We start from the raw sequence: 14,751 nt of genomic DNA on the forward strand, positions 1-14,751 counted from the left end.
CAGCGCCAGTCATGGCCAGGCGGATGTCGGTGTCGATGTTGATCTTGCGCACGCCGTGCTTGATGGCTTCCTGGATTTCCTCGACGGGCACGCCGTAGGTTTCCTTCATCTGGCCCCCGTACTGGCGAATGACAGCCAGCATTTCCTGCGGCACCGAGGACGAGCCGTGCATCACCAGGTGGGTGCTCGGGATGCGCTTGTGGATCTCCTTGATGCGGTCGATCGCCAGAATGTCGCCGGTGGGCTTGCGGGTGAACTTATAGGCGCCGTGGCTGGTGCCGATGGCAATCGCCAGCGCGTCAATTTGTGTGCGCTTGACGAAGTCGGCGGCCTGCTCGGGGTCGGTCAGCAGTTGCTCGCGCGTCATGGTGGCATCGGTGCCGTGGCCATCTTCCTTGTCGCCCTTCATGGTCTCCAGCGAACCCAGGCAGCCGAGCTCACCTTCTACCGTGACGCCGTACTTATGCGCGAGTTGGGAGACCTTCTTGGTCACTTCGACGTTGTATTCATAGCTGGCGATGGTCTTGCCGTCGGCCTCCAGCGATCCATCCATCATGACCGACGAAAAACCGAGGTTGATAGCACCCTGGCACACGTCGGGGTTCTGGCCGTGGTCCTGGTGCATGACCAGGGGAATGTTGGGATACATCTCGATGGCCGCTTCGATCAGGTGCTTGATGAATGGCTCACCAGCGTACTTGCGCGCACCCGCGCTGGCCTGCAGGATGACGGGCGCGCCGGTTTCCTTGGCCGCTTCCATCACGGCTTGCACCTGCTCGAGGTTGTTGACGTTAAAAGCCGGAATGCCGTAGCCATTGACTGCCGCATGGTCCAGCAGCTCGCGCATCGAAACGAGTGCCATGATCAGATCCCCAGAAAGTTAAAAAAAGCTGCGAGTAGAAGGCGGATTACGGGGCGAAAGGCCGTGCAGCGCAAGGGCTGCCTGATGGGCCGTAACCGCCGGGTAACCGAAGCTTTGATTCTAACGGCTGCGCAAACCAGGGTTATTAGGCGAACTTGTGTAGATGTTGCGAGGAAATACGCGGGGTAACCGCATGTAAGAAGGTTCACCCCTGTCCAGGCTCACTGCGTGTAGCCTGTTCTCCCCTTCCAGGGGACGGCGCCTTGGGCCGGCGAAGCCGGACCCTTGGCCCCTCTGGTGAAATACCCCGCTGGCTGCGCTCAAAGAACTCTTCAAGCCAGCATGAGCCGCGGGACTGGCTTTGCCAGACCGCAGGCGGGCGGCCCCCTCGGGGGGCAGGGAGCTACACGAAGTGAGTGACCGTGGGGGCCATATCTTTAAGCCACCCTGCAGATTTTCAGCATGTTGGTGCCGCCCGGCGCACCCATGGGTTCACCGCAAGTAATGGCGTAGATATCGCCACTTTCGACGATGCCGCGTTTTTTCAGGTGCGCCTCGGCATCGCCGAGGGCGGTGTCGCGCTCGACACTCTGGTCCATCAGCAGCGGCCTGACATTGCGGTACAGCGCCATCTTGCGCTGGGTCGCCAGTTTGGGCGTCAGTGCGTAGATGGGAATGTGGATGCGGTGGCGGCTCATCCACAGCGCCGTGGAGCCTGAATCAGTCAGCGCCACAATGGCTTTGCAGCCCAGGTGGTGGGCGGTGAACAGGGCACCCATGGCGATGGACTGGTCAATCCGGTCAAAAGTCATGCCGGTGAAGTCGGCGTCCAGTTTCACGTCCTCGGCCTTTTCGGCTTCGGCGCAGATGTTGGCCATCTCGATAATGGTTTCCAGCGGGTAACGGCCGGCAGCGGTCTCGGCCGAGGTCATGACGGCGTCGGTGCCGTCGAGCACCGCGTTGGCTACGTCGCTGACCTCGGCGCGGGTGGGCACCGGGTTGGTGATCATGGACTCCATCATGTGGGTCGCGGTAATGACCACCTTGTCCAGCTCGCGGGCCATGCGGATCATGCGTTTTTGCAGCGCCGGCACAGCGGCATTGCCGACCTCGATGGCCAGGTCGCCGCGCGCGACCATGATGCCGTCGCTGGCCCTGCAGATGGATTCCAGGTTGGGGATCGCCTCGGCCCGCTCGATCTTGGCGATCAGGCCCGGCTTGTGGCGCTGCTCGGCGCCGGCCACATTGCACAGCTGGCGCGCCATTTCCATGTCACTGGCATTTTGCGGAAAGCTCACCGCGACATAGTCGGCCTGGAAACTCATGGCGGTCTTGATGTCCTCCATGTCCTTGGCCGTCAGCGCGGGCGCCGTCAGGCCGCCGCCCTGCTTGTTGATACCCTTGTTGTTGGACAGCACGCCGCCGACTTTGACCGTCGCGTGGACCTGCTCGCCCTTCACTTTGTCGACAACCATGACGATCAGCCCGTCGTTGAGCAGCAGCGTGTCACCGGCCTTGACGTCGCGCGGCAGTTCCTTGTAGTCCAGGCCCACGCCGTTGATGTCACCCAGCTCGGTGCGGGACGCGTCAAGCACAAACTTCATGCCCTGCTCAAGCTGCACCTTGCCCTCGGCAAATTTGCCCACACGGATTTTGGGGCCCTGCAGGTCGGCCATGATGGCGACCTCGCGCCCGGCGCGGGTGGCGGCTTCGCGCACCAGCCTGGCACGGTCGATGTGGTCTTGCGCCGTGCCGTGGCTGAAGTTCAGCCGCACGCAATTGACGCCCGCGCGGATCATCTGCTCCAGCAAGGCCGGATCGCTGGAGGCGGGGCCAAGGGTGGCCACGATTTTGGTGCCGCGGCGCTGCATCTTCATGTCTGTCTCCTGTAATTTAGTTTCTGATTTTCACATGGAAATGGTTACAAGAGCGTTACCAAATATGGCCCCGAGGCAACCGCCGTGGCAAGGAAGTGCGGCCGCACCGTGCCGTAACGCAATGGCCGGCCACCTTGGCGTGACGCCATGAAAAAACGCTGATTTCAGGAGAAAAACACGCCGCAGCCCAATAAGGACGCGCGCGAGCAGCTCCTGAAAAAGGAGCAAAGTGTTTTCAACCCACAGCGCGTTTTTGCAGAATTTCAAAGGCCGGCAAGGTCTTGCCTTCGAGCACTTCGAGGAAAGCGCCGCCACCCGTGGAGATGTAATCGACCTGCTTTTCAATGCCGTACTTGGCGATGGCGGCCAGGGTGTCACCGCCGCCTGCGATCGAGAACGCGCTGCTGTCGGCGATGGCGCGCGCTATGCCCTCGGTACCCTTGGCGAAAGCGTCGAACTCAAACACGCCGACCGGGCCGTTCCAGACGATGGTGCCAGCGGCCTTGAGCTGCGCGGCCAGCCGCGCGGTGGTTTGCGGACCGATGTCCAGGATCAGGTCGTCGTCGGCGACGTCAGTGGCTGCCTTGACGGTGGCGGGCGCGTCAGCGGCAAAGGTTTTGGCAGTGACCACATCGGTCGGAATTGGCACCTCGGCGCCGCGCGCTTTCATGGCATCGATCACGGCCTTGGCTTCGGCTAGCAGGTCGGCCTCGGCGAGGCTTTTGCCGATTTTCAAACCGGCAGCCAGCATGAAGGTATTGGCAATGCCGCCACCCACGATGAGCTGGTCGACGTTGGCCGCCAGTGCTTTAAGGATGGTGAGTTTGGTAGAGACCTTGCTGCCAGCCACGATGGCAACCAGCGGGCGGCGCGGGCTCGATAAGGCCTTGGAGATCGCGTCCATCTCTGCGGCCAGCAACGGGCCGGCGCTGGCCATGGGCGCGTATTGCGCAATGCCATAGGTGGAAGCCTCGGCGCGGTGCGCAGTGCCAAAAGCGTCGTGCACAAAAATATCGCACAGCCCGGCCATCTTGCGTGCCAGTTCTTCGCTGTTTTTCTTCTCGCCCTTGTTGAGACGGCAGTTCTCCAGCATCACCAGCTGTCCGGGTTTGACATCGACGCCGTCCACCCAGCCGGACACCAGCGGAATGTCGCGCTTCATCAACTCGCCCATCCGCTGGGCCACAGGCGCCAGCGAATCCGCCGGTTTGAATTCACCTTCCACCGGCCGTCCAAGATGGGACGTCACCATCACCGCCGCACCGGCATCCAGCGCCATCTGGATACAGGGAATCGACGCGCGGATGCGCGTGTCTTCGGTGATGTTGCCGTTGTCGTCCTGCGGCACGTTGAGGTCGGCACGGATAAACACACGCTTGCCGGCAACTTTGCTGCTGGCGCACAGGTCGGAGAAACGGATGAAGTTCATAAATCGCTCGCAGAATAAAAAAGGCTTTGGGCCACAGCGCCCAAAGCCTCAAATTGTAGGTGGCCGTATGTACATGGGCCCGTCAGACAAAGTCTGGAAAACGTAAATTTACGCATCGAATCGGTCTTCAGCCCACGCAGGACGAGCGCGAGCAGCTACTGATTTGATAGCAGTCGACACCAAACACGATGCGAAGCGAGTAACGCCAAGGCCAGCGGGGGCCGCGGAACCGGCTTTGCCGGGCCGCAGGCGCCGTCCCCTGCAAGGGGAAAAGGGCTACACGCAGTGAGCCCGATAGGGGTGTGCTAATTTTTACCGTGGGGGCTACCAATTCATCCCCATGTGCAGCGGCAGGTAGACGGCCATGCCGGCCAGGATGGTGCCCAACACACCACGGCGCCAGTAATACCAGGCGGTGCCTGCCAACACGGCAAAGAGGCGCGCGTCTTTCCAGGTTGCAATGAGATGGCCTTGGCTCATCACCATTTCCGGCACGATCACGGCGGCCAGCGCCGCAATGGGCGCGTAATGCAGACCGCGCTGCGCCCAGCCGGGCAGCGTCCACGGTTTGCTGGAAAGGAAAAAGAAGGAGCGCGTGAGGACCGTCACCAGCGTCATGCCGATGATGGTGGCCACTGTCCAGAGATCGGTCTGGTTCATGCGGCGTCTCCGGCTCCAGCGGTGGCGGCCGACGGTTTGGCGGGTGCGGTTTTTTCCAGCAGCAGGCAGACAACCACCGCTACGGCAATGCCCACCAGGATATTGAGCTTCAAAGGCAAGGCGTACGTCGCAACGGCGGCGGCGCCTGCGATAGCGGCAGACACGGCCCGCAGGCGGGTGGTGGCCAGCGACCACATGATGCCCAGCAGCGCCAGGATGCCGGCAAAACCCAAGCCCCAGGAGAGCGGAATGGAATTGGCCAGTGCAATCCCCACAAGTGTGGCGCCGACCCAGCTGACCCAGCTCATGCCGCAGCTGCCGATCCAGTAGGCGTCCTGCGCTTCGATGCCGGCGGCGTCGGTTGCGGGGTGCGGGAAGCGCTTGGTAAAAAGCACATAGTTCAGGTCGGCCATGCCGTAGCCAAAGGCCATGCGCCGCCACAAACCCTGGTGCATCACGTAAGGGCGCAAATGCGCGCTGAACACCATGAAGCGCAGGTTGACGCAAAACGAAGTCGCCAGGATCACCCACATGGGCGCGCCGGCCACGATGAGGGGCAAAGCCGCCAGCTGCGAGCTGCCGGCAAACACCAGGATGGCCATCAACAGGACCTCCGTCAGGCTCATGCCCGACTTGACCATGGCCACCCCCGTCATCAGGCCCCAAGCGGCAATGCCAGGCGCCACGGTGGCGAGCTCACTCACCCCCAGGCGGAAGTCGGGGTGCTTGAACAATGCTTTCACAAAACCTTCTTTCTTCTCATGCCGGTTGGGTGGCCTCTGGCGGGTTGAACACCATGCCGGGGGTGATTTCGAATCCCCGCAGAAAATCGGCCGCGTCCAGCGCCTTGCCGCCGGCTTTCTGCAGGCGGCTGACGCGCAGGACGCCATCGATTGCGGCGATATCCACACCGCCGGGCCCAGCCGCCAGCACCTGGCCTGGCAAAGTTCCGGAAGGCGGCGCAGTGCCTGCCAATACTTCGGCTTGCCAAAACTTCAGTGTTTGTCCGCCCAGCAGCCCGGCGGCGCCCGGGAAGGGGTTGAAGGCGCGAATGCGGCGCTCAATCGCGGCCACACTTTGAGTCCAATCGATCAGGGCCTCGTGTTTTTCGATCTTGTGGGCGTAAGTGACGCCGTCTGCGGGCTGGACGATCGCCTTGAGGCCGCCGCACGCGGCGAGCTCCAGCGCCTCGACAATGAGGCGTCCGCCCAGGTCGGCCAGCCTGTCGTGCAAGGAGCCGGTAGTGTCTTGCGGGGCGATTCGCAGCTTTTCGCCCAGCAGCATGTCGCCGGTGTCGAGTCCGGCGTCCATTTGCATGATGGTGACGCCCGTTTCTGTGTCACCGGCTTCGATGGCGCGGTGAATGGGCGCCGCGCCGCGCCAGCGTGGCAGCAGCGAGGCATGGATATTAAGGCAGCCTAGCCTGGGCGCATCCAGCACCCATTGCGGAAGAATCAGCCCATAGGCGGCCACGACCATCACGTCTGCGCCTGCGGCAGCGATGGCTTCACGCGCGGCGGCTGCGTCGTCGGGAAATTTGCCATCAAGCCGCAGGCTGCGGGGCTGGGCGACCGCGACGTGGGCGCTTTCAGCCCATTGTTTGACGGGTGAGGCCTGCAGCTTCATGCCGCGCCCGGCGGGACGGTCGGGCTGGGTCAGTACGAGGGGGATATCAAAACCCGCTGCGTGGAGTTTTTGCAGGGCCACACGGGCGAACTCTGGGGTACCGGCAAAAATAACGCGCATGGGGGCCAATTCTAAAGACCCCGCAAAAATAGCGGTGCAGCAGCGGCAAAGCCCCGCGCATCCCGCAAGCCGGACAGGGTCTCAACGCGCGGCGTCGCGGTCCTCGTCCTTTTTCTGCTTGATCATTTTGGTCTTGATGCGGTTGCGCTTGAGCGGTGACAGGTATTCGACGAACACCTTGCCCATCAAATGGTCCATCTCATGCTGGATACAGACCGCCAGCATGCCCTCAGCCTCATGCACCTGCGGCTTGCCGTCGAGGTCCAGCGCCTGCACCTTGATGGAGGTGGAGCGTTCCACGCCGTCGTAGATGCCCGGCACCGACAGGCAACCCTCGTCGCCTACACGCGTTTCCTCGCTGGCCCAGGTGATTTCGGGATTGATCAGCACCATGGGCTGGTCGCGGTTTTCGCTCACGTCAATCACGATCAGGCGTTCATGGACATCCACCTGAGTGGCTGCCAGGCCAATGCCTTCGGCGCCATACATGGTCTCAAGCATGTCATCGACCAGCTTGCGCAGGCGTGCATCAACAGCTGCCACGGGTTTGGCAACCGTGTGCAGTCGGGGGTCGGGGTAGCGAAGAATGGTTAACTGGCTCATGGAAGAAGGCTGGCAATGGGTGGGATGTCGCTATTTTCGCCACTTTTCCCTGTTTTTCGGCATCCTGATATTCCCAGAATCGCGTATTCGTTGCTTAATCAAGGGCTTAGGTACAAAATCGTTAGTGATTTATCAAGATACAAACACGGTTTTTCCCCGGGGTTGCACCCCGAAAATGCCGTACCAGTCCAATAAAAGCGCCGAAGGCCTACAAGATGCAAACAATTTCTGGTCGTTTCAGTCAAATTTCAATAGCCGCTGCAGCTCTGCTGGGGATCTCGGTCGGCCTGCATGCCCAGAACTTCCCCATCACGGCCGACCAGAAAGCCACGGCCGCGCAAGTGGCCCAGACGGGCGTCCCGCTGGGTGAACTGGCTCCCAATGCGCCGGATACCTATACCGTCAAGCGCGGTGACACTTTGTGGGCTATTTCCGGCCTGTTCCTGAAAAGCGCCTGGCGCTGGCCAGAGCTGTGGGGCATGAACCTGCAAGACATCCGCAACCCTCACCGAATTTACCCCGGGCAACAGCTTTACCTTGAAAAATCCAACGGACGCGCCGTTTTGCGGACCCGTCAGGCCCAAACCGACGGCCCGCCCTCGGACACCGTACGCATTTCTCCGCGCACCCGCTTTGAATCCCTGGCGGACGCCTCTATTCCCACGCTGGCGCCCAACCTGATTGAGCCCTTCCTGAATGAAGCCCTGATCGTTGACGAGGCCGTGATTTCCAATGCGCCGCGCATCGTGGCGGCCCAGGAAGGCCGTGTGCTGCTCAGCCGCGGAGATCGCGCCTATGCACGCAGCCAGTACGCGGGAAGCAATGCCAATGCAAAACCCTTGAGCGTTGAAAAAGGCGAACCGGTCAACTACCGGGTGTTCCGTAACGCAACACCACTGAAAGACCCAACGACGCAAGCCATCCTGGGCTATGAAGCGCAATACGTCGGCAAAGCGGAAATCGCGCGCGGCGAGTCGGTCACGGAAACAGCCGGCAAGGACGGCAAGATGCAGTCCGAGATCGTGCCGGCAACCATCGACATCGTTGCCACCAAGGAAGAAATGCGGGTAGGCGACCGCCTGCTGGTGGAGCCACCCCGCGAGTTGCTCAACTACATTCCGCACGCCCCTTCATCTACCGTCACCGGACAGATCGTCTCGATTTACGGCAGTGCAGTGACCAACGCCGCCGAGAACCAGGTCGTCGTCATCAATCGCGGTGCCAGGGACGGATTGGAACGTGGTCACGTCATGGCCATCCTCAAAGACGGCGCGCGGCTGCAAGATAGGACTGACAGCAGCCGGCCACAGATCAAGCTGCCTAACGAGCGAAATGGTTTGTTGATGGTGTTTCGCACCTTTGACGCGGTTTCCTATGCACTCGTACTTCAGGTGACTGACGGCGTGAAGGTCGGGGACCGCTTCGCCAATCCCAATTAAGCTGACTGCAGCTAACACCGGATTTGGCAATCTGGGTCAATCGAAATTCGAGACGGGCTCTCGAATTCGTTGACCTTTTCTTTTTGCAGGCACTGGCCGTCACGTGGAAAAACAAGAACTCCAGGCCTGGTTGCGCCTGACTCTCTCAACGGGTGTGGGAAACGAAAATGCCCGCAAACTGCTGGCCGCGTTTGGCTCGGTGCAGGCGATTTTTGAGCAGAGTCCGGGTGTTCTGGAACAGCTGGGGCCTGAGAAACTGGCCCGGGCACTCCAGGTAGAGCCCCCGAATCTGGCAAACCAGCTGCAAATGACGCTGGAATGGCTAGAGGCTGGCGAGAACCGGCGGGTCGTCGCCCTCGGAGATGCGGCATATCCCGCAGCCTTGCTCAACATAGCGGACCCGCCGCTGATGCTCTATATGCTTGGCAAACAGGCAGGCGGTTTGCCGGCATCACAGGAACACGGCGCGGCCCGTATTGCCATCGTAGGCAGCCGCAATCCAACGCCGCAAGGCGAAACCAATGCACGGCAATTTGCCAAGGCGCTGGCCGGTGCCAACCTTTGCATCGTGTCGGGATTGGCCCTGGGTGTCGACGGTGCGGCGCACGACGGCGCCATGCAAGCCGGTGGAGATACGATTGCCGTGGTGGGCACCGGACTTGATCGCGTCTATCCCAAAAAACACCTTGAACTGGCACATCGTATTGCCCAGCAAGGCATGATCATCAGCGAATTCCCGCTGGGTACGCCCCCGCTGACCGCGAATTTCCCGCGGCGTAACCGCATCATTTCAGGACTCTCGCTGGGTACGCTGGTCATCGAGGCTGCATTGCAGTCGGGATCATTGATCACCGCACGGCTCGCTGCCGAACAAGGCAAAGAGGTTTTTGCCATCCCAGGCTCCATTCATTCGCCCCAATCGCGCGGCTGCCATGCGCTGATCAAGCAAGGTGCCAAGCTGGTAGAAACTGCGCAGGACGTATTGGAAGAGCTGAACCTCCCAACCCAAAGTATCGCGCCCGGCACGGCGGAATACACCCAGGTCCCGGAAGAAGGCGGCCCACAAGTCGGGTCTTCGTCTTCCGCAGCCTTGATCGCGGCCCTGGGATTCGACGTAGTGAGCCTGGACACCTTGCAGGCGCGAACCGGGATGGAAACAGCCCTGCTGCAGGCGAAACTGCTTGAGCTGGAGCTCGACAGCCAGGTCTTCAGGCTGCCTGGCGGGCTGTTTCAGCGCCGTGCCAACGCCTAAACACGCTTCTCTTTTCGCGGCCTTGACAACGTTGCAGCCAACTGCGTTATATTGGACGCATGTTCGAAGTACTCGTGTACGTCTACGAAAATTACTGGCAAGGTGACGCTTGCCCCGAACTTCAGCGGCTCGGCCGCAAATTGACAGCGGCGGGCTTTGAAGCGGAAGAAATTCAGGCCGCCCTTATCTGGCTCGACGGCTTGAATGTCGCCGCTCAAGGCACACAAATCAGCCTGCCCGCCAGCGCGCTCTCAGATCTCGCGGAGCCAGGCGTGCATCCCGTCATTCCACAGTCTGCCGATAGCCTTCGCGTTTTCTCGATCGCAGAACAAACACACCTGGGGGCGCAAAGCCTGGGGTTTGTCAGTTTCCTTGAGTCGTCCGGCGTACTGCCTCCGCACATGCGCGAGATCGTCATTGACCGGGCCATGGCGGCGCCAGGCGATCCGGTCACGCTGGATGACCTGAAAATCATCGTGTTGATGGTTTACTGGAGCTTCGGTGAAGAACCCGACGCGCTGGTACTGGACGAACTGTGCGACGACACGGAAGGCCGCCTGGCCCATTAAGCGCCCGCGCGAAAAACGGGGGTTGTATCTTGAGCCGGTTCCTGCGGCGCCGGACAACCAGACCTCAGCCGAGTAAACGCTCGGGGTTCGCATCCAGTTTGGCGAGAGCGTCGCGCGTCGCGCGCACCGTAAGCGCTTCCTCTTCCGTAGGCACCAGCAGCCCCGATTGCAGGTAGGCGGCAAGCCGGCGGGCCTGTATCAGGAAGTTGCGGCCATCAGCGGAAGCAAACAAATGCAATTGCTTGCGGTCGCTGCACCATGCAAACTGCACATGGCTGACCTTGCCATTGTGGTCGAGACTAAACCACGTTCCCACCTGGAGTTCCCGCGCCCACGCGCGCATGGCTTCCGTGGGCTGGCTGCCGCCATCGGCAATCACTTCAATATCGGTGGCATCGATGCCGATCATGGTGACCAGGCTGTCCGTATCCAGCGGCAGGTCGCCGACATCTTCGTCGGAAAGGTAGTCTTCCAGATTCATCAGCCGTTTGGCCATGATCTCTACCCGCTCCATGGAAATGGTGTCGGTTTTGGACATGAACGCATCGGCCAGCGTGTCACTGATGACTTTCAGGTGTCCGTCCTGTTCAGAGACATCCAGGCCCAGCATGGACATGCCCAGACGCAACAACTGCAGCAATTTCGGCAGATCTGCAATCACGCGGGCACGGTCGTTGCGGTTCGGCTTGGCGCTTGCGGCCCACACCAGATCAGCGGCGGCTCGCTTGAGTGTGATGGTTTCGTCGTGTTGCGGGCCATTCTTCATCGCAGCGATCGCCAGCACTTCAGCCCAAACCTTGAAGAGAAATTCACGGATCTCGTCACGAACCGGCATGTCATTGAGCATGTTCCGCATCTCAATGGTGTACTGGATCGTCATGGTCTCTTTTTGTTCGACCTGCTGGGCAATACTGACAACGCGGGCAGCACTGCCGTGCTCGGAAAGGAATTTGGAYARGAACTTTTCGAACTCGTCATAAACCAGCTGRAACACCCGSCGSCCTGTTTCRGGATACTGCTCTATCACCTGCACGATTCGCTTTATTTCGGACTCCATGGCGCCGCCTGCTACCGTGACATCAAAGCCCAGCACGCAAGACCCCATGCGGTCAATCAGCCGGCGTGCAGGATGCTGCAGCGATTCGAAGAACTCGGGCTCGGAAATCGCCACACGCAACACCGGCATCTGCAAACGGGCAAACCAGACCCGGATCACCGGCGGAATGCGGTCTTCGGCAAGAATGCTCTGGAACATCAAGGCCACGATTTCAATCGTCGCCTTCTCGGATGAGGTGGACGCCGCCTGCTTGAGCGTATTGGTTCGTTCCCGCAGGGCAGTTGCAGCATTGTCAACATGCACCTGGCCATAGATCTGCCCCTGAGCATCCGCGAGCAGGGTGCGCTCCACACCGGCTTCCTCCAGCTTTTGCAAATTCCCAATGGCCTGCGCAAGCTGCGGGGAGGCCTGGGTGGGCCGGGTATCGTCGAAGCCCGCGACCTGGTTCGATAGCAAACGCTTGAGATGCCCCATCACGCCCTGGGCTCTCATGCGTGCTCTGGCGAGCGGTGTCGTTGCCGTTTGCATGCGGGTTTCATCGTAGACCGCACCGCCTTGCCTGGAGGCGCCTGGCTGTGCCCCGGGGCCTTCAGACGCAGCGCCTGGAGAGGCGGCAGCCTGGCGGCCGATAGCGCCTGAGGACCGTCCGCCGCCCATATCCTGAACACGGTTATCAGGCCCTTCGCCCCGGTCTCCGCCAAAACCACGCGGCGCGCCGCCTTCAGCCCCGCCAGCCCTGAAGCCGCCTTCACTGGCGGATTGGCCGCGTTCTTTCGCAGGGCCGGGGGCCTTTCTGGCACCAGCTCCAGCATCGATGGCAGCAGAAGGGGTGCGCTTGACCAGCGGCCGCAAATCGATTTCTGCCATGACTCCCTGCTGCACCAAAAATTCATTGGTCGCGTGGTAAGTCTCGAGCAGGTGCGTGCCCATGTCCTTCTGGATGACATCCTGGACAACAACCCAGACATCCCGCGGCAGCGATGCAAGGCTCCACTGCTCAACCATGTGCTGGGCAAGCACCTCGGGTCGAAGGATGTCCTGCTTGTGCAATTCCGTGACGGCCTCCAGGTTCTGAATCCGCAACCGAAGGTCGTTCAATTCCCAGCTTGCGAAGTCCAGCAACCGGAGCGCGAGCCGCGAAGCAAGGATTTTGTCCTCCATCACGTCGTTGCCCATCAATTCAAACTTGCCGCTGTCGGCAAATCTTGACGGTGAATTTGGCGCGGGAATCGCCTGGGCAGTGGTCCAGGCTGTGGTGGTGCCACGGACCCAGGTGGCGCCGCTTTTCTGGAAGGCCATCCAGGCATCACGCCGGTCCTGCATTTCCCGGACACTGCCAGGCTGGTCGACTGCGGCGGTGAGCCTGTCCTGGATGGTTTTGGCAAGCGCAGGCAGCACGCGTACAGCACGCTCCGTAAACAGCGCACGTGCCTGCTCGACCAGAACCCTGCTATTTTTGTTACTTGGAGCCACAACCGCCCTAGGATGATTAGGTCATAGCTTACACCGTGGCCCCGGCGTTGGGGTCATTGGGATCCTCGTCTTTTTTCGCCGGCCCTTTTATCAGGTCTTCACGGCGAATGCCCAGCCACATGGCGATTGCAGCAGCAACAAATACCGACGAATAGATCCCGAACAGGATGCCAATGGTCAACGCAAGAGCGAAGTAAAACAGGGTAGGGCCGCCAAAAAGAAGCATGGACAGCACCATGATCTGGGTGGAGCCGTGGGTGATGATGGTACGGCTGATGGTGGACGTGATCGCGTTGTCGATGATCTCGGTGGTGCTCATCTTGCGGTACCGGCGGAAATTCTCGCGAATCCGGTCAAAGATCACCACCGATTCATTCACTGAGTAACCCAGCACCGCCAGCACGGCAGCCAGCACCGCCAGTGAAAACTCCCACTGGAAAAAGGCGAAGAACCCCAGGATGATCACCACATCGTGCAAATTGGCAATGATGGCCGCCACTGCGTACTTCCATTCGAAGCGGAACGCCAGATAAACCATGATGCCGAAAACCACCATGGCCAGCGCTTTCAGGCCGTCGTGGGCGAGCTCCTCTCCTACCTGCGGACCGACGAATTCGGTGCGTCGCAGCGTTACATCCGGGCTGGCGGTTTTCAAGGCAGCAAGCACCTTGTCGCTTTGCTGCGCAGTGCTGACGCCTTTTTGTGCAGGCAGGCGAATCATCACGTCGCGAGAAGTACCGAAATTCTGTACCTGCACGTCAGCAAATCCGAGGCCCGCCACGGTATCGCGGATTTTCCCGACATCGGCAGCCTGGGTGTAGTTCACCTCCATCAGGGTGCCGCCGGTGAACTCCACTGACAGGTGCAAGCCTCGCGTGATGAGGAAAAAGACAGCCAGCGCAAACGTCGCAAAGCTGATGACATTAAAAACCAGGGCATGCCGCATGAACGGAATGTCGCGCCGGATTTTGAAGAATTCCATCTGGGGTCCTTGGGAAATTCGGGAAAAAGGGCCGGGGGCCTACTTTGCCACCGTGCCTGAAGCGGCAGGCCGCCACACAGTGCCGATGGAGACCGACTTGAGTTTTTTCTGGCGGCCATACCAGAGGTTGACCAGGCCACGAGAGAAGAAAACCGCTGAGAACATGCTGGTCAGGATGCCAATGCAATGCACCACCGCAAAGCCGCGCACCGGGCCGGAGCCAAAGGCCAGCAAGGCAAGCCCGGCAATCAGCGTCGAAATATTGGAGTCCAGAATGGTCGCCCAGGCCCGCTCGTAGCCTGCGTGGATGGCGGCCTGCGGCGATGAGCCGTTGCGCAGCTCTTCGCGCACGCGCTCGTTGATCAGTACGTTGGAGTCAATGGCCATACCCAGCGCCAGCGCCATCGCCGCCATGCCGGGCAAGGTTAACGTAGCCTGCAGCATCGACAGCACCGCGACCAGCAGCAGCAAATTGACGGCCAGCGCGAGGCCCGAGAACAGGCCAAAAAGCATGTAATACGCGGCCATGAATGCCACGATCACCACAAAGCCCCATGACACGCTGTGAAAACCCTTGGCGATGTTGTCTGCACCCAATGTCGGGCCAATGGTGCGCTCTTCGATGATTTCCATGGGTGCGGCCAGCGAGCCTGCGCGCAGCAACAGGGCAAGGTCGTTGGCTGCATTGATGTTCATGGCGCCGGAGATGCTGAACCGTGTACCCAATTCGCCGCGAATGGTTGCCACCGAAATAGCCTGCCCCTTGCCTTTTTCAAACAACAGGATGGCCATCGGCTTGTCC

The 14,751-nt window shown here is 60.7% G+C and carries 13 protein-coding genes; 3 read left to right on the forward strand and 10 right to left on the reverse strand.

The window, feature by feature from the left end:
• The 7 genes from fba to def all read right to left on the reverse strand — a co-directional run.
• On the reverse strand, positions 1-862 hold an 862-nt coding region (fba, locus tag AC1D0Z_RS10245), incomplete at its 3' end, for a class II fructose-bisphosphate aldolase (protein WP_477658139.1).
• A gap of 437 nt (positions 863-1,299) precedes the next feature.
• Positions 1,300-2,733, reverse strand: a complete 1,434-nt coding sequence (gene pyk, locus AC1D0Z_RS10250; protein WP_477658151.1) for a pyruvate kinase — start codon at positions 2,731-2,733, stop codon at positions 1,300-1,302.
• A 241-nt stretch (positions 2,734-2,974) separates the two neighbouring features.
• A complete protein-coding gene (locus tag AC1D0Z_RS10255) occupies positions 2,975-4,168 on the reverse strand; it encodes a phosphoglycerate kinase (protein WP_477658140.1) in 1,194 nt (397 codons plus the stop codon).
• 324 nt (positions 4,169-4,492) lie between these two features.
• Positions 4,493-4,828: an AzlD domain-containing protein gene (locus AC1D0Z_RS10260; protein WP_477658141.1), complete on the reverse strand. Its 336-nt coding sequence runs from the start codon at positions 4,826-4,828 to the stop codon at positions 4,493-4,495.
• Positions 4,825-5,571: an AzlC family ABC transporter permease gene (locus AC1D0Z_RS10265; protein ID WP_477658142.1), complete on the reverse strand. Its 747-nt coding sequence runs from the start codon at positions 5,569-5,571 to the stop codon at positions 4,825-4,827. Before AC1D0Z_RS10265 ends, AC1D0Z_RS10260 begins: the two co-directional genes overlap by 4 nt.
• Before the next feature lie 16 nt (positions 5,572-5,587).
• A complete protein-coding gene (fmt, locus tag AC1D0Z_RS10270; RefSeq protein WP_477658143.1) occupies positions 5,588-6,574 on the reverse strand; it encodes a methionyl-tRNA formyltransferase in 987 nt (328 codons plus the stop codon).
• 81 nt (positions 6,575-6,655) lie between these two features.
• A complete protein-coding gene (def, locus tag AC1D0Z_RS10275; RefSeq protein WP_477658144.1) occupies positions 6,656-7,177 on the reverse strand; it encodes a peptide deformylase in 522 nt (173 codons plus the stop codon).
• Positions 7,178-7,392: 215 nt separating this feature from the next.
• Between def and AC1D0Z_RS10280 the strand changes: the two genes are divergently transcribed.
• The 3 genes from AC1D0Z_RS10280 to AC1D0Z_RS10290 all read left to right on the forward strand — a co-directional run bounded on the left by AC1D0Z_RS10280 (position 7,393) and on the right by AC1D0Z_RS10290 (position 10,437).
• Entirely contained in the window at positions 7,393-8,616 is a 1,224-nt protein-coding gene (locus AC1D0Z_RS10280; protein WP_477658145.1) for a LysM peptidoglycan-binding domain-containing protein, read from the forward strand.
• Between the two features lie 103 nt (positions 8,617-8,719).
• Positions 8,720-9,868 (forward strand): DNA-processing protein DprA, encoded by a 1,149-nt coding sequence (gene dprA / locus AC1D0Z_RS10285; protein WP_477658146.1) that lies wholly within the window; start codon positions 8,720-8,722, stop codon positions 9,866-9,868.
• A gap of 59 nt (positions 9,869-9,927) precedes the next feature.
• On the forward strand, positions 9,928-10,437 hold the full coding sequence (locus AC1D0Z_RS10290; protein WP_477658147.1) for a Smg family protein: 510 nt from the start codon (positions 9,928-9,930) through the stop codon (positions 10,435-10,437).
• A 64-nt stretch (positions 10,438-10,501) separates the two neighbouring features.
• Here the strand turns inward: AC1D0Z_RS10290 and AC1D0Z_RS10295 are convergent, their stop codons facing one another.
• The 3 genes from AC1D0Z_RS10295 to secD form a co-directional block, all read right to left on the reverse strand.
• Positions 10,502-12,967, reverse strand: a complete 2,466-nt coding sequence (locus AC1D0Z_RS10295; protein ID WP_477658148.1) for a DUF1631 family protein — start codon at positions 12,965-12,967, stop codon at positions 10,502-10,504.
• A 28-nt stretch (positions 12,968-12,995) separates the two neighbouring features.
• Positions 12,996-13,949: a protein translocase subunit SecF gene (gene secF / locus AC1D0Z_RS10300; protein ID WP_477658149.1), complete on the reverse strand. Its 954-nt coding sequence runs from the start codon at positions 13,947-13,949 to the stop codon at positions 12,996-12,998.
• 39 nt (positions 13,950-13,988) lie between these two features.
• A partial coding sequence (secD, locus tag AC1D0Z_RS10305) for a protein translocase subunit SecD (protein ID WP_477658150.1) occupies positions 13,989-14,751 on the reverse strand: 763 nt, incomplete at its 5' end.

It is taken from the genome of Polaromonas sp. P1_E3, assembly GCF_056405935.1.